15 protein-coding genes are annotated in these 19,481 nt (G+C 44.1%); 12 read left to right on the forward strand and 3 right to left on the reverse strand.

Annotated features, from left to right (window positions below; genetic code table 11):
• Positions 1 to 40: 40 nt before the first annotated feature.
• Positions 41 to 379: a Sec-independent protein translocase subunit TatA/TatB gene (locus ACRD7P_RS04360; RefSeq protein ID WP_430906284.1), complete on the forward strand. Its 339-nt coding sequence runs from the start codon at positions 41 to 43 to the stop codon at positions 377 to 379.
• A 7-nt stretch (positions 380 to 386) separates the two neighbouring features.
• The gene (locus ACRD7P_RS04365) at positions 387 to 947 is read left to right on the forward strand and encodes a phosphatase PAP2 family protein (RefSeq protein WP_430906285.1); all 561 of its coding nucleotides are present in this window, start codon (positions 387 to 389) and stop codon (positions 945 to 947) included.
• On the opposite strand, the gene ACRD7P_RS04370 is transcribed toward ACRD7P_RS04365, so the two are convergent.
• Positions 925 to 1,566, reverse strand: a complete 642-nt coding sequence (locus ACRD7P_RS04370) for an O-methyltransferase (protein ID WP_430906286.1) — start codon at positions 1,564 to 1,566, stop codon at positions 925 to 927. The genes ACRD7P_RS04365 and ACRD7P_RS04370 overlap by 23 nt on opposite strands.
• A 418-nt stretch (positions 1,567 to 1,984) precedes the next feature.
• Between ACRD7P_RS04370 and kynU the strand changes: the two genes are divergently transcribed.
• On the forward strand, positions 1,985 to 3,262 hold the full coding sequence (gene kynU, locus ACRD7P_RS04375; protein WP_430906287.1) for a kynureninase: 1,278 nt from the start codon (positions 1,985 to 1,987) through the stop codon (positions 3,260 to 3,262).
• Between the two features lie 120 nt (positions 3,263 to 3,382).
• Positions 3,383 to 4,531, forward strand: a complete 1,149-nt coding sequence (locus ACRD7P_RS04380) for an MFS transporter (RefSeq protein ID WP_430906288.1) — start codon at positions 3,383 to 3,385, stop codon at positions 4,529 to 4,531.
• 61 nt (positions 4,532 to 4,592) lie between these two features.
• On the opposite strand, the gene ACRD7P_RS04385 is transcribed toward ACRD7P_RS04380, so the two are convergent.
• Complete coding sequence (locus ACRD7P_RS04385; protein ID WP_430906289.1) at positions 4,593 to 5,252, reverse strand: hypothetical protein; 660 nt, start codon at positions 5,250 to 5,252, stop codon at positions 4,593 to 4,595.
• Positions 5,253 to 5,940: 688 nt separating this feature from the next.
• Between ACRD7P_RS04385 and ACRD7P_RS04390 the strand changes: the two genes are divergently transcribed.
• The 3 genes from ACRD7P_RS04390 to ACRD7P_RS04400 all read left to right on the forward strand — a co-directional run bounded on the left by ACRD7P_RS04390 (position 5,941) and on the right by ACRD7P_RS04400 (position 11,730).
• Positions 5,941 to 8,661: a BNR-4 repeat-containing protein gene (locus tag ACRD7P_RS04390; RefSeq protein WP_430906290.1), complete on the forward strand. Its 2,721-nt coding sequence runs from the start codon at positions 5,941 to 5,943 to the stop codon at positions 8,659 to 8,661.
• Between the two features lie 731 nt (positions 8,662 to 9,392).
• Positions 9,393 to 9,941, forward strand: coding sequence for a ClpP family protease (locus tag ACRD7P_RS04395; protein WP_430906291.1), 549 nt, complete (start codon positions 9,393 to 9,395; stop codon positions 9,939 to 9,941).
• A 445-nt stretch (positions 9,942 to 10,386) separates the two neighbouring features.
• Positions 10,387 to 11,730, forward strand: coding sequence for an FAD-dependent oxidoreductase (locus tag ACRD7P_RS04400; protein WP_430906292.1), 1,344 nt, complete (start codon positions 10,387 to 10,389; stop codon positions 11,728 to 11,730).
• Positions 11,731 to 11,864: 134 nt separating this feature from the next.
• Here ACRD7P_RS04400 and ACRD7P_RS04405 read toward each other — a convergent pair whose 3' ends face one another.
• A complete protein-coding gene (locus tag ACRD7P_RS04405; RefSeq protein WP_430906294.1) occupies positions 11,865 to 13,046 on the reverse strand; it encodes a hypothetical protein in 1,182 nt (393 codons plus the stop codon).
• A 436-nt stretch (positions 13,047 to 13,482) separates the two neighbouring features.
• Between ACRD7P_RS04405 and ACRD7P_RS04410 the strand changes: the two genes are divergently transcribed.
• The 5 genes from ACRD7P_RS04410 (at position 13,483) to ACRD7P_RS04430 (ending at position 19,441) form a co-directional block, all read left to right on the forward strand.
• The gene (locus tag ACRD7P_RS04410) at positions 13,483 to 14,604 is read left to right on the forward strand and encodes an OmpA family protein (protein WP_430906295.1); all 1,122 of its coding nucleotides are present in this window, start codon (positions 13,483 to 13,485) and stop codon (positions 14,602 to 14,604) included.
• A gap of 464 nt (positions 14,605 to 15,068) precedes the next feature.
• Positions 15,069 to 16,205 (forward strand): OmpA family protein, encoded by a 1,137-nt coding sequence (locus ACRD7P_RS04415; protein ID WP_430906296.1) that lies wholly within the window; start codon positions 15,069 to 15,071, stop codon positions 16,203 to 16,205.
• A gap of 90 nt (positions 16,206 to 16,295) precedes the next feature.
• Positions 16,296 to 17,066 carry an NYN domain-containing protein gene (locus tag ACRD7P_RS04420; RefSeq protein WP_430906297.1) on the forward strand — a complete coding sequence of 257 codons (771 nt, stop codon included), beginning with the start codon at positions 16,296 to 16,298 and terminating at the stop codon, positions 17,064 to 17,066.
• Between the two features lie 201 nt (positions 17,067 to 17,267).
• The gene (locus ACRD7P_RS04425) at positions 17,268 to 17,726 is read left to right on the forward strand and encodes a GyrI-like domain-containing protein (protein ID WP_430906298.1); all 459 of its coding nucleotides are present in this window, start codon (positions 17,268 to 17,270) and stop codon (positions 17,724 to 17,726) included.
• A 539-nt stretch (positions 17,727 to 18,265) separates the two neighbouring features.
• A complete protein-coding gene (locus tag ACRD7P_RS04430) occupies positions 18,266 to 19,441 on the forward strand; it encodes a hypothetical protein (protein ID WP_430906299.1) in 1,176 nt (391 codons plus the stop codon).
• The last annotated feature ends 40 nt before the right edge of the window (positions 19,442 to 19,481 follow it).

Below are 19,481 nucleotides of genomic sequence, written 5' to 3' on the forward strand. Positions count from 1 at the left end.
CTTTTTTATTTCTATTGCCGAACTTGATTATATTTGTAGTATGTTTTTGATTTCTTTCTTATTCATTAGTGGCGGTGAAATTTTCTTCATCATGTTTATCGTGGTGATGGTTTTTGGAGCCGATAAAATACCGGGCATCGCCAGGGGACTGGGAAAAGGAATGCGGCAATTGAAAGATGCTACCGAAGATATTAAACAGGAAATACAGCGTAGTGCCGACAAACAGGGAATAGATACCAGTTTTGTATCGGATATCAAAAAAGACATCGACGAGGTGAAGGAAAACCTTGGTACCGGTATCGCCGAAGATTTGAAAAAAGGGGTCGACCCCATAAAAAAGGGTCTCGACGAGGTCGGGGGAACCATAAAAAGAAGCTGATCGATCTATGCTGGACAAGCTACAGCAATGGGACAGGGATACCTTTATCTACTTAAATGGGTTGGGCATTGAGCAATACGACGCGTTTTGGTCGGTCGTCACCAAATTTGGGACCTGGACACCGTTATTTTTACTCATCGTTTTTTTACTTTTCTGGAAAAGACCGATCAAGAAATCCCTTTGGGACCTTACCTTTTTTTTATTGATGATCGTTACGGTAGGGTATGCTATCGATACCGTGAAAAAAGGTGTTGGAAGGTTACGTCCCAACAATGAGGAAACGATCAACCAGATCATCCGTGTTTTACACACTCCACATGATTTTAGTTTTTTTTCTGGCCACGCCGCCTCTTCGTTTAGTATTGCCACCATGGCCATACTGCTGTTAAGGGGGCGTTACAAATGGATCTATCTGGTATTGTTATGGCCCATACTTTTTTCGTTCAGCCGTATTTATCTGGGGGTACACTATCCTCTTGATATTTTGGTAGGGATGATGGTAGGCATATGCTTTGCGTTTCTGTTCAAATACCTAAGTGTCCGTATCACCTTACCCTACTTACGGTAAGGCCGTCCCTTATGGGCAGCAGTACGGTTTCCACCCGGGTGTCCTCTTTCAATAGGCGGTTGTATTGTAGTAGTTTTTTAGTAGCTTTATCCTTGGCGTCCAAAGGGGCGACTACCTTTCCGGTCCAAAGAACGTTATCCGAGAGTATGATGGTTCCCGATCGGGTTTTGGGCAATACCGCTTCAAAGTAATCCGGGTAATCCCTTTTTTCGGCATCGATAAAAACAAGGTCGAAAACAACATCGAGTCGGGGTATTACGGACAGGGCATCGCCCAAATGTTGTACGATTTGGTTTCCGAAACTACTTTTATCAAAATACTTTCTTTGCAGCGCCGAAAGCTCCTCGTTCACATCTATGGTATGCAAAATTCCCTTGGGACGCATTCCCTCGGCAAGGCAAAGGGCGGAATAACCGGTATAGGTGCCAATTTCCAAGATGTTCAGGGGGGAGGTGATTTTGGAGATCATGCTCAATACCCTTCCCTGAAAATGACCGGTCAGCATTCGTGGGCGTAAGACCTTTAGGTGTGTTTCCCTGGTGAGTTCCCTTAAAAGTGCCGGTTCATCCTCTGAATGATCGCGGATATACGTTTCTAAATCGGCCGATAGAAAATGCAATGGAGCTGTATTTTTAGTTTTTTTGGTAATTCGGACTAGGGTTCCCCAGCATAATGGTGCGTATGCTCGCAAAGCAAGGGAACGACGGTCCGGCTTTCAGTCGGTACAAAAATAGCCATTATCTTTACAGGGACGATAAGGTTTTGCGCTTCCCGTAGCGCTTCCCAATTGCGAATTAAAATGAGTCATGCCGACTTGTTCATTTTCTATTTTCTTTTCTTGTAAGCATTTCACGTAGCTATGGCTATTCAAAACCCTATAGCGAAAGTAAGTGAAAAAGCAACTTCGGTATGCTATGGCATATTTTAGTTAAGAATTGGCGTTATAAAATATCTTGTGGAAATGCGACTGACGAACCCAGGGGACCAAACGGATGTTCTTCCCTAACGAAGTTGTATTTTTGATAAAAAACCGAGCTATGCATTTTGAAAACACCTTGCAATACGCCCAAAAACTGGACAAAAACGATGGGCTTAGCGCATATCGGAAGGCATTCCATTTCCCCAAGGTCAATGGAAAAGAGGTGATTTATTTCACTGGCAATTCATTAGGGCTGCAACCGGTACGCACCCAAAGCTTTGTGAATGAGATCATGACGGATTGGAAGGAATTGGCGGTCGAAGGGCATTTTCACGCGGACAAACCTTGGTGGGACTATCATGAACGGCTAGCGGCACCTTTGGCCAAAATAGTCGGAGCAAAACCGGAAGAGGTTACCGTCATGAACACGCTTACGGTAAACTTGCACCTTCTTATGGTCTCTTTTTACAGACCGAAAGGAAAGCGCTATAAAATTCTTTGTGAAGAAAAGGCTTTTCCGTCCGACCAGTACCTTTTTCAAAGTCAAGTCCGTTTTCATGGATACGATGCCGACGATGCCATTATTGTTGTAAAAAAAAGACCGGGAGAACATCACTGGCGTACCGAGGACGTGCTTTCAAAAATCGATGAGATCGGGGACGAACTGGCGCTGGTATTGATCGGTGGTGTCAATTACTACAACGGACAGGTATTTGACATCCAAAAAATCACACGGGCCGGAAAGTCGGTCGGTGCAATGGTGGGGTGGGACCTCGCCCATGCCGTGGGCAATATTGCCCTTCGCTTGCACGATTGGAAGGTCGATTTTGCCGCCTGGTGCAGTTACAAGTATATGAACAGTGGCCCGGGGAACGCCTCGGGTGTCTTTATAAACGAAAAATACCTGAACAGGAAGGACATACAACGTTTTGAGGGATGGTGGGGAACCAAAAAGGAAACCCGGTTTATGATGAAACCGACCTTTGAACCTATGGAAAATGCCGATGCCTGGCAGATCAGTAACGCCCCGGTACTTTCGGTCGCGCCGTATTTGGCATCGTTGGAACTTTTCGAAGAAGTGGGCATGGAACGCTTGACCGCTAAACGGGATCGTTTAGTAGGTTATTTGGAGTTTGTGCTAGGGGAAGTGGACAAAGCAGTGGATGCCCGTTTTGAAGTGATTACCCCTAAGGAAAGAGGTTGTCAGCTCTCGGTTTTTTTACATGGCCAAGGAAGGTCCCTATTCGATTATTTGATGGAGAATGGTGTTATTACCGATTGGCGTGAACCCAATGTCATCCGTTTGGCACCGGCACCTTTTTACTGTTCTTTTGAAGATATGTTCCGCTTTGGAACAATTTTAAAACAAGGAATTCTGGAACTGGGTGAAGCATGATCTCTGGCATATGCGAAGTGTTTATGGCCCAAGCAACGAGCACTTATCTTGGATGATGGTCGCTAAAATGGTATTACATCTACTTGTTGCCGACCATATCCCTTTTTTAAAACGATACCTATGAAATCCCTTTTTTTGATCCTTTCGAATCCGCGCTATTTTGGTCCCGCCTGGGCGTTCGCCAGCCTGAATATTTTGTTCGGTACCTGGGCGATCTACATCCCAACGGTAAAAGAAGGATTACAGATCGACAAGTCAGAATTGGGTCTGGCAATTTTTTTTCTATCCTTAGGGGTGTTTGCGATATTTCCGGTTGCCGCTAAGATCATCAATACCTTAGGGGTAGGAAAAGCGACGGGGTACGGAGTGGTCCTAAGTTGTTTGGCCGCTTTGCTTCCGCTACTGGCACCAAGCTTGTATACCCTAATGGCGGCATTGTTCGTTTTTGGGGCGAGCAATGGTTTTACCGACATCGCCATGAATACTCTGGTTACCGAGCTAGAGAAGGAGGACGAGGCAAAATTCATGTCGGCCGCACATGGTTTTTTCAGTTTGGGCGGGGTTTTGGCCGGTTTGGGTAGTTTTCTTATCGGTCCCCTTGGTAATCCATCATTGCACATGTTGTGCGCGGTCATTTTAACGGTAACGGTACACTTGTTGTTTGTAGGGCGTTATTTTCAAATGAAGGCGGCTCCTGTTGAAAAAGAACCGTTTAGCTTAAAACTCTTTAAACCTTTAATGTTGATTGGTCTCGTTTCCTTTATTTCCATGGGTAGCGAAGGGGCCATAGTGGATTGGAGCGGCCTGTACCTTCAGGAAATAAGTTTGGCGCCGGAAACGCTTTGGGGCGCTGGATTTTTGGGTTTTCAGGTGACCATGACCATTGGAAGGTTTCTTGGTGACGGAATCAGTGAACGTTTCGGTTCAATAAAAATAGTGGCTCTTGGCGCGTTTGTTTCCATGGTGGGCTACGCCTTGGTGTTGACCACGCAAACGTACATGGCCATCGCGGGCTTTGCCTTTGCGGGACTAGGGTTTTCCGTAATGGTGCCCGAGCTTTTTAGGATCGGGGGAAACATCAAGGGCGTGGAATCGTCGCAAGGCGTATCGTTTATCGCGGGAATGGGGTACACGGGTTTTCTATTGGCTCCCCCAATTCTGGGCTTTTTGGCGAAAAGTACCTCTTTGCTCGTTTGTTTTGGAGTGTTGCTCTGTTGCGCTTTCGTTATACTAGGGGCCACCGTCAAATTAAAGGGGGACGGCCGTTAGCAGTTGCGATAACGGTTTTCAAAAGAAACCCTTTTCTCTTCGAAAAAGAACGCGGTCTTTGTTATTTTACCGATATTCCGCTGAAATACAATTTGAAATCCCCTTCCGACATCCGGTGCATTTTAGCAATTTTCAAGCCTTTTACCTCCATATAATCTTCCCAAGTCGTGATCATCGAGGGTTCCGTTTGGTTGCTTTCCCGAAACACCCATTCGGTAATCAAAAGGTCTTCCCCGAAATAAAGATCGTAAGCGTCCCCAGGAGTGTAGCCTCCCTCGTTTCCATATACTATGGTCAGTTTTTGTAGCTGTTTTTTACTGATCGGTGCCGTGGCATCCTTTTCATGCGATGTGGTAATGTTCCCCATGTCCCATACCAATTGAAAAGGGGCCAACAACCAGTACTTGTCATTGATGAAACCGGCATTGGTCTTGTAGGCGGTACTGTCCATATCGGACCAATTGTACGTTAATGTATCGGTGTCGGAAATTGCGGTAATGGTATTGGTATTTGGTCGCCAAACCCAGGAACGCTCGAAGTGGGTGGTGTCCCGGTCTACATTAAAAGTAAAGGCAATTTCGGTCACTTCGTTCCAATTTTCATAACCGTTGGCATCGGCAATTTGTTTCAAAATAGCTTTTTGGTCTACAGTGTCCGTTTGCTGGGAAAAAGCCTTATGGGCCAGCAGACCAAAAATCGTGAAGAGTAATATATTTTTCATGGAACCGTTTTGGACAAAGGTAACAGCTTTTGATGGCTAAAGGCTTTACCACATACCGGATTTTTTGGTTTTTTATCCGGAGTAGGCGTTGTAACGGTAAAAAAGGGCAACAGTTTTTTTAATGGGGAACGACGGATTACAAAATGGCCCTTTTAAGAGTACGGACCAAGATAGCGCCACTTGTTGTCCAGGCTGATAAAGCCCCATATCTTGGCGTTTGCAGCTTAAAGGTCTTTTTTTTGCTTTTCGTTAAATTTTTGACAGATTCATAATTTCATAGGGCCAAAAAATACAATTCAAAATTTTTTCATCGTTTTTTTTACGAAAAAAATACAATCGATTGTATTTTTACGAAGGCTTTTGTATACTTGTAGTGTTCATTAACTGATTTTTAACAAAAAAGAGATGCGAAGAAAAGAGAGATACCCCAATAAAGAGGACACCTGAACGGCCGTATTTTAACTGGTACCCATCCATTTGTCGAACAACATTTACGTCCGCTCAAAGGTCACTTCGTTCGGGAGCTGGTTGTTTAAAAGTAGGGGACAAAAGCTCCGTAGGCTTTTATCGGATAAAATCCGTTGGTCACAGAAAAAATACCATTGCAAGGGCCCAGTTTATTGGGCTTGTTTGTGGACACCCTATTAGAAATTTGCTAAACAAGACTTTTATCTTTAATCGATTCCATATGACTATTAAACTACATTTTAAACGTTTAACCCTTTTAACGTTCGCGCTGCTGGGAATAGTATCCCTCTTTGCACAATCAACCATTTCCTATACCAACGAGGGCGTCAACCGCACGACGGACGGAAACCTCAACTGGGGGTTCAGTACCTCGGTGACCACCTATAAGGGTAATATCTACTATGCCTATGTCGGGAGCGACAATAAAATCTATGCCGGTAAAAAAACGTCCAACGGCGATAATGTGAAGGTCGTCATGGGCAATTTACAGGCCAATGATTTCCATACGAAACCTTCCATCACCGTTGATAAGAATGGATACCTTCATGTCATGGGGGATTCCCACAACCAGGATTGGCAATACTACATTTCCAATAATCCGGAGGATATCAATAGTTGGACCAAACAATCGCCCCCGGGACAGCGGGTCACCTACACGGAGTACTACAAAGACCGTAACGACGAACTGTACATCCTCTTCCGCATGCGGCTCGGTGATGGAGGACAACAGGATGACCATGTTGGTGCCATGATGCGCTATAACGCCGACAATAGGAGCTTCACACTTTTGGGTAACTCCAATTACGATGGGGACGGCACCCCGGTAAAGGCTGTGGTTTTCGGCCTTCAGGGCGGTGGCTTCCAATGCTATTACCAGCAGCCGAGGCAGCGTATCTTTTTCGATGCCAACAACCGTATGCACATGGTATCGTCCGTAATCGACCCTTGTATAGAGAACGTGACCAGCAGTAGCGGGTACAACTATCAGTCGCACATTCTGTATGCATATTCCGATGATGGCGGTAACAGTTTCAAAAAGGCCAACGGCACCGCTATCACACTACCGATGACCACCAATAATGCTTCCATAGTGGTGAACCGTTCGTCCAATCTGGATATTGTGCCCGAGCACCATATCGGGGCCTTCGATACCAATACCCCGGTAGTGAGCTATCTGTTGCGAGACGGGAACGGGTATTCCAAGAAGTGGAACGGTTCCTCATGGGTAAACGTGAACGTTCCGGAGAATACGTCCTCCTTTATGGCGAACGACCGCGGTGTTATCGCCTGGTACAAGCAGGATAACTCGGGCGACGCCCGTTTCCATATTTCTGACGACGGGAACAATTGGACCAGTCTTTCCGCTGCCGCCAACGGTACCGCGGAGCGTAATGTGGAGGCCTACGACCTGGAGCACTTCGATGCCACGGGCGATTTTCGGGTGCATTTCCAGTACTATCCCGGTGGCGACCCCAGATGCGGCATCCATACCTTTAAGACCGGAAACGCGGTACAGGCACTAGGAAACGACCAAGGGCCAAGTAACCCTGCACCGACCGGCGATGTTTTTTACATCAAGAACAAAGAAACCGGAAAATACCTGCGTCCCATAAACGGCAATAATGATGCCGGTATACAGGTTGCGGCCAAAAACGATTCCGATTGGTTCAAATGGCAAAAGGTACCAACTTCTAATGGATATTACTATTTAAGAAATGTGGAGAGCGGTAAATATTTTAGGCCCCAGACCTCGACCGACGCATCATTGATGTGGGTGAAAGATACCAGTTGGGACGGGGAATGGACCCAATGGAAGGAAAACCCTTCCAGCGATGGTAGTACCTTTTATTTTGTGAACCGCGCAACGGGCAAATATATTAGGCCAGTGAACGGAAACACCACATCCAATGTGGAATTAAGGCCTACCAGCTGGGACGGAAACTGGACGCGGTGGACGTTCGAAAATGTAAATTCGGGAACCATAAATGTAAAGGTCAGGGCACTCGGGGTGTCCACCCAGGAAAATTTAAAGTTGCAGATCAATAATCAGACCGTGCATACCTGGCAGCTCAATTCGTCGAGTTTCAAGGAGTATACGACCACGATTTCAAGTAATGGCACAGTAAGGCTGTTATACGACAATGACGCCAACAACCGGGATGTACGTATCGATTGGTTGGAAATCGATGGCAACCGGATGCAGGCGGAAGCCCAGAACGTGAACACCGGTTCATGGAACAATGCCGAAAGCCGATGTGGGGGCGTAAAGAGCGAATGGCTATACTGCGCCGGATATATCGAGTTTGGCAACGTATCCTCCGATTTCAATGTGAAGGTGAGGGCACTCGGAGTGGGCGGGGACGAAAGTCTCAAACTTCAGATAAACAACCAAACGGTAAAGACCTGGACAGTGAACTCTTCAAGCTTTAAGGAGTACACGACCACGGTACCCAGTGGAACGGGCAATATCAGATTGCTTTACGATAACGATGACGGCGATATACGCGATGTGCGGATCGATTGGTTGGAAATCAACGGCGTTCGAAAGCAGGCCGAAGATCAAAGTGTGAATACCGGTTCCTGGAACAAGGCGGAGAATAGATGTGGGGGCGTTAAAAGCGAATGGCTGTACTGTAGCGGATATATCGATTTTGGAAGCAATTTTGCCAACACCGGCATTGCCGCCGTTGCGCAGATACCATCGGAGGAAATAGGGTTTACCTTGTTTCCCAATCCGATCGTGGGGCAGGATATGGTGGTGAAGGGCGATGTGGATACCTTCAATGTGCAATTGATAACCTTGACCGGTCGTGTGCTGACACAACGCCGTACAACTCAAGGAGAAGCTGTTCTGGACACTTCACTTTTGCCAACCGGAATGTACGTAGTACGTATAAGCCATGAATACGGGACCGAATCGCACAAGATAATAGTAAAATAATGACTTGATTTTTTGTTTGGAGTTACCTTTGTCGAAAAGACCGTCCTCGTAGGGCGGTCTTTTTTTGTTTCCCAAATTGGTATTTTTGATGCTTTGTTACCAAGGCGTAGTTCAAATATGAAATGACGCTATTTTTTGGTTTTGAACGTTGGCACCGCTATCATTTATATGGGATGGTCCCTTTCTTTTGGTAATGGTCAAACCCTTTTTATTGGTTATGTAATTTGACAAAGACCTATCGGTCAATAGAAGAAGAACTATACAGCTCCCCAATATAGTTTAAGCATCGTTTTGCTTTCAAAAAAATGAGATGAAATTGAATACCATCCCACAAAAAAAAGAAAATTTCGTTAATAGCAGTGGTAGTTCTCCATCATGAAATGGGTATGTTCCGTTTTGTACGTTGTGCTAGAAGTCATTGTGCCTAACCCCAATCTATTCCATAACGACGTGCTTATGTTTAAAACAATGAAAACTGGTATATTTTATGGAGTCCGATTGTTGACCTTCAGGAGTGGAGAAGACGGATTTCTTCGAGTGCGTAAAAACCCTGAGGGGATTTTTGTTTATCGGATTGTTATTGAGAAGGGAATGGAAAAGTACACGTTCACATTCCTTCCTGGCAAAACCAGCTGTTACAGTTTTAGTGTGAACAGGTTTTTTACGAATTTAAAAAGCGCTACTTTTCAGGATAAAATCAGTATTTTTGAAGTCTTAATAAACTGTAGGTAATGAGTTCGAAAAAAGGAAAAATACAAGAAGCGATAGATGAAAAACTGCTGGGGGAACGCAAGGTGTTCCTTTGGGGAATGGTAGATGACGACTCGGCAAAACATGTCATCGACCGATTGCTCTATCTGGATATGCAGGGCGATAGCGAAATACAATTGTATATCAATAGCCCGGGCGGTTATGTTACCTCTGGTTTTGCCATGTACGACACCATTAAACTTTTAAAGAGCCCGGTGTCGACCATCTGTACCGGTTTGGCAGCTTCCATGGGGTCCATTCTCTTATCCGTAGGGGAAAAGGGCAGACGTTTTATACAGCCACATGCCCAAGTGATGATCCATCAACCAAGTGGGGGTGCTAGGGGGCAGGCTTCCAACATTGAAATACAGGCAAAGGAAATTATAAAGACCAAGGAGCTCAGTGCCCAAATTTTGGCCGATAATTGTGGGCAAAAATACGATCGGGTCCTGAAGGATTTTGATAGGGACTATTGGATGAATGCGGAGGAATCCATCGCGTACGGTATTGTTGATGGCGTATTGTCTTAATTAAGCCGTTATTGATAAAAAAAGTCCTTCACAAACCTAATGTGAAGGACTTTTTGGATATATATAGGCGCCGAAGCGGAAGATTTATAACGTGTGCCGTTGTTCCCCTTATATACGGTCTTACGTGTTGAATGGTTTTGGGCGTCACGTTAAAAAAATGATAATACCATTTTAACTTTGAAATCGCGCGTATAGAAATTGAATTATTTTTTAGTTGTTCGAGGCAAAAGCCTGTCCCCGGCTTGACCGGGGATCTAAGCATAGCCTTAGCTACGGTTCTATTTTTTAACGAAGAACAGCTGAAAAAGAAACGGTTTATTAGTGCTATTTCAAAGCTAAAATGGTATAAGAAACGGTTTTTTTATTCGAAACGAAACCAAGGGCACCGATACAATGGCCCCGCTTTTTTGGTATCTTTACCTTTATTCTTGGTTTCCACGACAACATGAAGCAAACACCAAAAAATGTAGCGATTATAGGCTCTGGCCTTGTTGGTTCGTTACTTTCCATTTACCTCAAACGCGAGGGACATAACGTAACGGTTTTTGATCGACGCCCAGATATTCGGAATGTGGCATTTTCGGGCCGCTCCATCAATCTGGCGATGAGCAACCGCGGTTGGTTGGCCCTTAGGGAGGTAGCTATCGAGGAAACCATTAAGGAAATCGCCATTCCATTGCACCAAAGGGCCATGCACGTCATTGGAAAACCGCAATATTTTCAACCATACGGAAAGGAAGGGGAAGCCATATGGTCAATTTCGAGGGGTGTGCTCAACCGTAAAATGATCGACCTTGCGGAAAAGGCCGGTGTTCAGTTTCGTTTCAATGAAAAGGTATGGGATATCGATCTACCGGAAGCTAAAATTTATACCGGGGAATCTGAAAAAAGTGAATGGCAGGCGTATCAATATGATATGGTGTTCGGCTGTGACGGGGCGTTTTCAAGAGTCCGCCATAAAATGCAGCGCAGAAGCCGTTTTGACTATTCCCAGGATTTTATAGATGTCGGCTATAAGGAGCTCAGTATTCCGGCAAATGCCGACGGTACCCATAAGCTGGATAAAAATGCCTTTCACATCTGGCCCAGGGGTAAATTCATGTTGATCGCTATGCCCAATTTGGACGGCAGCTTTACGTGTACTTTGTTTATGCCGTTCGAAGGTCCGGTTTCTTTCGAAAACATTATCGACCGGAAACAGGCCACCACTTTTTTTACTACGTATTTCCCGAATGTGATGTTGGTAATGGATAGTCTGCTGGAAGATTTCTTTAAAAACCCTACGAGTGCCATGGTAACCATGAAGTGCTATCCATGGACGTATTGGGACAAGGTGGCGTTGGTAGGGGATTCCGCCCATGCCGTAGTTCCTTTTTATGGACAGGGAATGAATGCCGGCTTTGAGGATATTTATATGCTGAACAAACTTATGGAAACCCATGGAGACGATTGGGAGTCTATTTTTATGGAGTATCAAAAAGAACGTAAGCCCAATGCGGATGCGATAGCGGAACTCAGCTACCGGAATTTTATGGAGATGAGCAGTAAGACCGCCGACCCCAATTTTTTACTTCAAAAGAAAATCGAGAAACGGTTCGCTGCCAAACATCCCAAAAAATGGATACCTGCGTACTCCCGGGTCACTTTTTCCGAAAGGCCCTATTCCGAAGCCCTTGCCGTAGGCGATGCACAGGAAGCGATTATGAAACAGGTGATGCAACTACCGAATATCGCCGATAAATGGGACAGTACGGAGGTAGAGGAAAAGATACTGGGTTTGTTACAATGACCAAAGCATACCAAATTGCATTCAGCACATGCTGCAGAGGTGTGAAGGGCGCATATTAGTATTGCCTATCTCCTTTCCACTACCATTACTACTTTGAGTTTTGAAAACATAAGGGCCGAAGACTATGATTTTGGTTAGTGGATGATTATCCGTTTTGGATCTAAGGGAAGTTCAACATGGGATTTGATGTTACCTTCGTAATCCGCGAAAACAACGTACCCCGTACTGGCTGAGGTTGAATATGCAAAAATTATGGTTTCCGTTTTCAAATCGACCTTAAAATCATGAAAAGAACGGGCGTAATCTGCTGGAGTCACAAGGTCGGGTAGAATTTCCGTCAATACTTTATTGTCGAATGTTATTAGTTCTTCCGCCGTCATTTCAAAAAGGATATCCCCGTTTTCCAAATCGGTGATAGCGGGTGCGACCGGAAAGGAAGATGGTTGGGGAAGGGCAATAAAGGAAGGAAATTTGTTTTCTACTGTAAACGATGTCAGTAAAGTGGGCGTAAATGGTTTTGATACAATGGTAATACTCCGTTTAAAGCTAAAATCATTTATATCATAAACATCATATTCATTAAAGTTGTTGGTTTTACTATCTATAAATACTTCGTTGCCCGCTATAAATGCTTTATTGATGGTATCATCAAAAGTGAATTCGTTTAATACTTCTCCAGCTGCAAGGTCCACCAAGGATACTCGATATTCTGGTACTCCCCCTTCGGCTTTTAGGTAATAGACCAAAACAAAGTTATCATACGTTTGAATATCGAAAGGGGTGAAATCTGCAGAAGCAGAATCGGAATAGGCGACATCAATTCTTGAACAGGGTGCTTCTTCCAGTAGGTCGTAAACCTCTAAATAGAGGCTTTTATCGATTTCATTTTCGGTACCGGCCAGTTTGTATACCACATCGCCATTGGTTCCAGGGCCGTAGCGTATTTCATCTTCAAAACTGGCACAAAACTCCGGTACCAGAGTTGTGGTCGCGGTTGCTAAGTTTCTAAGTTTTAGGTCCAAGGTAGGTATGTCCAAAGTATAAAACAGTAACATATCAAAGGTGAACACCGAAAAATATTTATAATCCGGATTTAAACCGAATTCAGTTTCAAGATTGGTGAATTGGGTCGTTCCCTCACTGGAAATATCCAATACAGCAGGTTTATCATTGACTTGCCCATAAACCGTTACCGGAATATACGCGGTATCTTCTTCCTCTTCGGTGGTGGTGTCATCAGTGCTACTACAGGCCGATAGGGCAATGAGGGTACTAAAAAACCAAGGTAGGTAAAAGTGTTGGGCTTTAAATGACATCTGTTTTTTTTATAGTTGTACCGTGCTAGGCCAAAAAATCATCATAAAAGTAGCTAAAATATAGTCAAGGGTTTCGTGTTGTTATCTTAAAATGCCCTTTGTGGTCCGAGGAGTATGAAACTTCGCTCGACAAAGCGGTCTCTTTTTCTTTGGTTCTGTTTCTTTTGAAAAAGCAAAAAAATGAACGGACGTTTCAATTAAAAAACAAAGGGCTGATGTTCTTCATTCATTTTGTCATGAAGCCCATTTTTTAGTCGAACCCAGGTTGCTTTAATGCCATGTTGAAAACGAATTTCATTCTTTTCCGATTAACCTGTGTATGTTAAATGCGAAGCGGTTTGGTAGCGTTATGACCTCATGGCCAGGATACTAAACTCGGGTCTTTTGCGTTATAGAAAAGAAAAATGTAAGAAAATACATCAGTAAATCAATAAAATTGCATAAAGTTCCCTCAATTTTAGCAGTCTTGTTTTTAGGCTGTTTTTATATGGTCCATTCCCAAAACCTGGTGTATAATCCAAGTTTTGAGGAGCATTTTAAATGCCCCGAAGAATTGGGCAATATCGATGATGACGTTCCCCATTGGTCCAGGTCTACCGGAGGCACCACCGACTACTTTCACAGTTGTAGTTCGGATATGGGCGTTCCTAAAAATTTTAATGGATACCAACCTGCCGATTTTGGTCAGGCCTATGCCGGTCTATATTTAAGTGCTCCGAACGACTATCGGGAATACCTTCAGGGACAACTAAAACAACCGTTGCGGGCGGGAAAGCGTTATGAGGTCAGTTTTTATATCAGTTTGGCCGATAAATCGGGATATTCCATACGCGATATCGGAGTGTTGTTTTCATCGAACAAGAAAAAGGTCAATACCCGAAAGGTGATCAAATTTCAAGGCGATATCTCCAGAAATTCGAAATATAGTTTTACCGAAATGCGCAATTGGATGTATTTTACCAATACCAAAAGTTGGAGCCGGGTGGTAACGACATTTATAGCCAAGGGAAACGAAAAGTTCTTGACCATTGGTAATTTTCGGGATGATCGAAAATCGAACCTCCATAAAGAGAAAGGGGTGAAAAAGGCGGCCTATTATTATTTGGATATGGTTTCCGTCACCCTTTTACCCGATGAATATCCGTTTAACGACATACAGGTAAACAAAATATACAGGTTGCCCAATGTGAAATTTAAAACGGACGAATATGAATTGGACCATCTGGCAAAAACGGAATTGAAACGGCTTTTTCAAGAATTGGAAAAAGACGAAAAACTTTTTGTGACCATTCATGCGCATACCGATAATGATGGAACCGAAAATTATAACAACGAACTTTCCGCCAAAAGGGCAAAATCGGTCGCGGCGTACCTGACCGGTTTAGGGCTTCCCAAAGAACGTATCCGTTGGATCGGGCATGGCGGAAAGCAGCCCGTTGCGGACAATGCTACCGAAGATGGGCAACGCAAAAACAGAAGAGCGGAGTTTATGATCTCGAACGGAGCCTTTGAACAACAAGATGGAATTACGGAAACCCTTTTCGAGGATGGGCAATAATAGCGATACTACCTTTCAAGATCCTTGCGACCTTCGGAATTGCCATGAGATTGTACATTTTAACATAGGAAACGGCAGGAAGTTATAACCGAGCCCCACGACCCCTTTCGGTGGCAGGGGAATGACTATTGCATCAATTGGGGCGAACATTCGATAGGACATGGATTTTCTAAAATCCCATAAATCCATAAAAAGCTACCGTTTAACGAAGGGAAGCGGCCAGTGTTGTATCCGATAAACATATATCGTAGTTTTAGAGGATAACTAACACCATTTTAACTTTGAAATCGCGCGTATAGAAATTGAATTATTTTTTAGTTGTTCGAGGCAAAAAGCCTGTCCCCGGCTTGACCGGGGATCTAAGCATAGCCTTAGCTACGGTTATATTTTTTAACGAAGAACAGCCGAAAAAGAAACGATTTATTAGTGCTATTTCAAAGTTAAAATGGTACAACCATTCGGTAATGCTTGTTTCGATCGGCATAAAGCGATTGCTCTTTTTGTGCATGGGAATTTTTCCATTGCTCCTACGTGCACAGAACCTGGTCGCGAATCCCAGTTTTGAAAGCTATGCCAAATGCCCTGAAAGACTTGGACTTTTCGATACCAATGTCGCTTCTTGGTCATGCCCTACATCCGGTACCACCGATTATTTTAATGCTTGTAGTTCCGCTATGGGCACTCCCGAAAACTTTAAGGGCAGGCAACCTGCCGATTTTGGTGATGGGTATACCGGTATGTACGTGTTTGCCCCGGACGATTATCGGGAATATATACAGGTGGCGCTTACCGAACCATTACAGGCGGGAAAAAAATATCAGGTTTCTTTTTACGTAAGCCTAGCCGAAAAATCGGATTCCGCAATAAAGGAGTTCGGAGTGTTGTTCTCCAATTACGAGTTAAAGATTCCCACGCAAAAAAATCTTTCCAAGAAAAAACGGTATCAGTTACAGGGACATCAATACACCTATTTGGAAATCGGATACACCAATTTTTTTTCCGATACCAAAGATTGGATTTTGGTCAATTCCCAATTTACCGCCAAGGGAAACGAGCGTTTTATGTGTATCGGTAATTTTAAGGCCAACGCCCGTACACGAATGTTCAAGACCAAAAAAAATGCCAAGCAAGGGGCATATTATTATATCGATATGGTCGCCGTAAGCGGTGTTGAAAAAATGGAGGTGGCAAAACCCCTTGTAGCGATTGCCGATGGAAAAGAAACGAGTAACATCGAACTTGACCGAAGTTACATCTTTAAAAATGTACTGTTCGAATTTGATCGGTCGTCCCTTTTAAAATCGGCCAAAAATGAACTCGAAAAGGTATACACCTTATTGCGCTCCAATGCCAATCTGAAAATTGCTATTGACGGACATACCGATAATGTAGGGTCGGTAGCGTACAATCAACAACTTTCCCAGCTGCGGGCGAAAGCCGTAGCGAACCACCTGCAGGAATTGGGGGTGCCAAAGGAACGGATCGTTTGGCAGGGCCATGGCGGCAATTCGCCTATTACGGAAAACGAAACCGAACAGGGCCGGCAACAAAATAGAAGGGTAGAGTTTACCATTAGCAAAAGTGTCGTTGCTCCCGATTAAATTTGCGGTACCATTTCCATTCCCATTCAAATCCCCTTACCTTGCGGTAGATTGGACAATGATGTCGGTTACCATAGAAACAAAACAGGTATGGATGTAAATTTTGCGGTACTCATAGATGGAGATAACATACCTTCGGCTTATGTGAAGGAGATGATGGAGGAAATTGCCAAGTATGGGAACCCCACTATAAAACGGATCTATGGAGACTGGACAAACCCCAGACTTGGCAAGTGGAAACAAGTACTGCTCGAAAATGCCATTGTACCAATCCAACAGTACGGCTATACCCAAGGTAAAAATGCTACGGATTCCGCCATGATCATCGATGCCATGGATATTTTGTATTCCGGTAAGGTGAACGGTTTTTGTATCGTAAGTAGCGACAGCGATTTTACGCGCCTGGCCACAAGGCTTCGGGAAGCGGGCATGCAGGTATTCGGTATCGGGGAAAAAAAGACGCCAAATCCGTTCATTGTTGCCTGTGACAAGTTCATCTACATCGAAATTTTAAAAAACAATTCGGGAGAGGACACTACGGACAATAACAAGGACAAAACTGCTACAAAGAACGATATCGATAAAATTACGGCCAAGGAAGTCCGTTGGATATCGAACACCATTAACGATTTGGCGGATGATGACGGTTGGGCCTTTTTGGGCGATGTCGGAAGCCTACTTCAAAAGAAACAACCGAACTTTGATGCACGTAATTATGGGTTTCAAAAATTGACCCCGTTGGTCGATTCTATTTCCAACTTTGAAGTGGAGCGCCGTGAAGACTCCAAAGGCCGCAGAAAATTGGTTTTTGTAAAGATCAAGGAGAAAAAAAGAGCTTCGTCCCGTAAACGAAAATCCTAAGGTTTCTATAGCCTTCCGTTACTTTCCGTAAAGGAAAACTGTTTCAGGGATTATGGTCCGGTTTTGGGTTTGGTGGCATTTTTGTTATCCATTTCCATAGGCGAACGGGCCACGTCACAACACCCATTTTTTATAACATACTTCCTGACACAAGGTTGTCACTATCCGGTGGTACTATTGTAGCTCATAAGGCAATATCGAATGGAAAAAAGAAAACAAGAGGGATTTAGCGTCATCGGAATCAAAGTGAGGACGATCAATGAAAATGGGCAAGCGGCAAGAGATATCGGGAAACTGTGGCACAGGTTCGTTTCGGAAAACATCGTGGCTAAGATTCCCAACAAAATAAGTACCTCCGTTTTGTCCATATACACTAATTATGAGAAGGACCATACCGCACCTTATGATACCATATTGGGCTGTATGGTGGATTCCTTGGAGGATATTCCCGAGGGGATGGTCGGGCAGCGTTTTAACGATAGCAATTATTTAAGGTTTCTAGCGAATGGCGACCTGTCAAAAGGAGTGGTATACAAGGTTTGGAAGGAGATATGGGAAAACGATTTCGACCGCTTGTATACGGCCGATTTTGAAGTTTACGGGGAAAAGGCCCAGGACCCTACCAACGCCGAGGTAGAAATTTTTGTTGCAGTCCGGTAACGGTGGTGCGAATGGTCCGCTAATACCATTTTAACTTTGAAATCGCGCGTATAGAAATTGAATTATCTTTTAGTTGTTCGAGGCAAAAAATCTAAGCATAGCCGTAGCTACGGTTATATTTTTTAACGAAGAACAGCTGAAAAAGAAACGATTTATTAGTGCTATTTCAAAGTTAAAATGGTATAATTTCCAATTTCACACAATTTTATTTCTACCGTTCGGTTTTGGCAGTATTTTTGAACAAGGTCAGAAACGGAATACGCAATGCTGCATTGTGTGCAAAATAGCAACGCCTGAAACCAAAGTTCCTGAAAAGCGATATCTTTAGTAGGGAACGCGTCCCAACTTTTTTTCAAAAACCGGACAAGATGGTTTTGGCACGGTAATCGAGCTTTTTCCGTTTGTATTGCTCCGGATATTTCGGGGCTACTGAAGTTTAAAATGTTGAAATTATGGTGCAGAATGCGACCCTGAAGCCGCGGGGGGTAGGTATAAGAAAAGCACGGTTTGAGTATATTAAAACAAAGGGTATCCTTTGTTTGGGATTTGTATTTTTTATGATGTTACGATCACATGCACAGGACAACACCGAGTTTACGGTGAAAATGGAGAAAGAAGCCAAAGTGCTACGGACCGATTGCTCGGAGTATGCGGCCTATTTGGCCAAGGAAGAAGCGCTTTTTAAAAAACAGGCTTTTGATCGTGAAGTCGGGATGCACGTAATTTACGAGCCCGACCTACAAACGATAGCTGCTCCATTGGCCTATTTTTTCGTTAGGTTGAAGGAGGCGCCCGACCGATGGCCGTACTACCTGAAAGCCATTGCGACATCAAAAAATGTACGGGATAGGCAACAGTTTGTACACTATCTATGGGAAAAACAGGAGAAAGCCCCGGATAGTGCCGCTAACCGTTCGCAAGTAAATTGGAGCAGGTACCTTTCCATTTCGGGAAACAAGGAATGGGCCAATACCTATATCGCCGAAAATCCATTAGAGCATGTATTGGGCTATGAGCACGCATTGCCCTATCAGGTAATTTACCATTGGGCGGATAGCCTGGGCACGGCCAATAAAACGAAAGCGTATGCGTATGTAAGGACGCTCTATACCGGTGGTCCGTCCAATGGCGACGGCGAACGCTTTTTTAAACTTTTTTATCGGCTTAAACCAGAGCGGACCCAACAAGAGTTGTTGGAATATTGGCATCGCGACAATGGGGCATTCCGCTTTTACGTGCTAAAATTATTGTCAGAAAGCGATAACGTAAACAAAAAGGTAGCTTCCCAGTTGGTTACGTTACGGGCGAACAAGGATGAAAATCAAGATTTTTTGGAGTATATGAATACTGCCATCGCCTTTCTGGACCCCGAACAGGGAAAAAAGGAAATTACCTCATATTTGGCAAAGGAAATGGAAGATGGCGAAGCCATGGAAAACCACTACGTCGATCCCATAAGGGTACTTTTGGCCTACGCAGCCGATTTGGACGCGAATTCCAAGGAAATGAAAGTATTGCTGAACTATGTTCGCTCCGATGCTAACAGTACTTTTGGAAGTGTATATCGATTCGAAATGGCGAAAATGTTGGCGTCGGATTTTCAGGAGAAGTTTAAAGAGTTGTATGATAGTTTGGAGGAAAAGGAAAGGACCAACGGAAAAACAGGGTCGCTTCTTCGATCGTTGAGAGCGGAAGGCATTACAACGCGCAACTAAGAAAATGTTTCAGTAGACGCAATGGTACGGTTATTGCACC

It is taken from the genome of Maribacter sp. 2-571, assembly GCF_050589625.1.
Classification (GTDB): Bacteria; Bacteroidota; Bacteroidia; order Flavobacteriales; family Flavobacteriaceae; genus Pelagihabitans.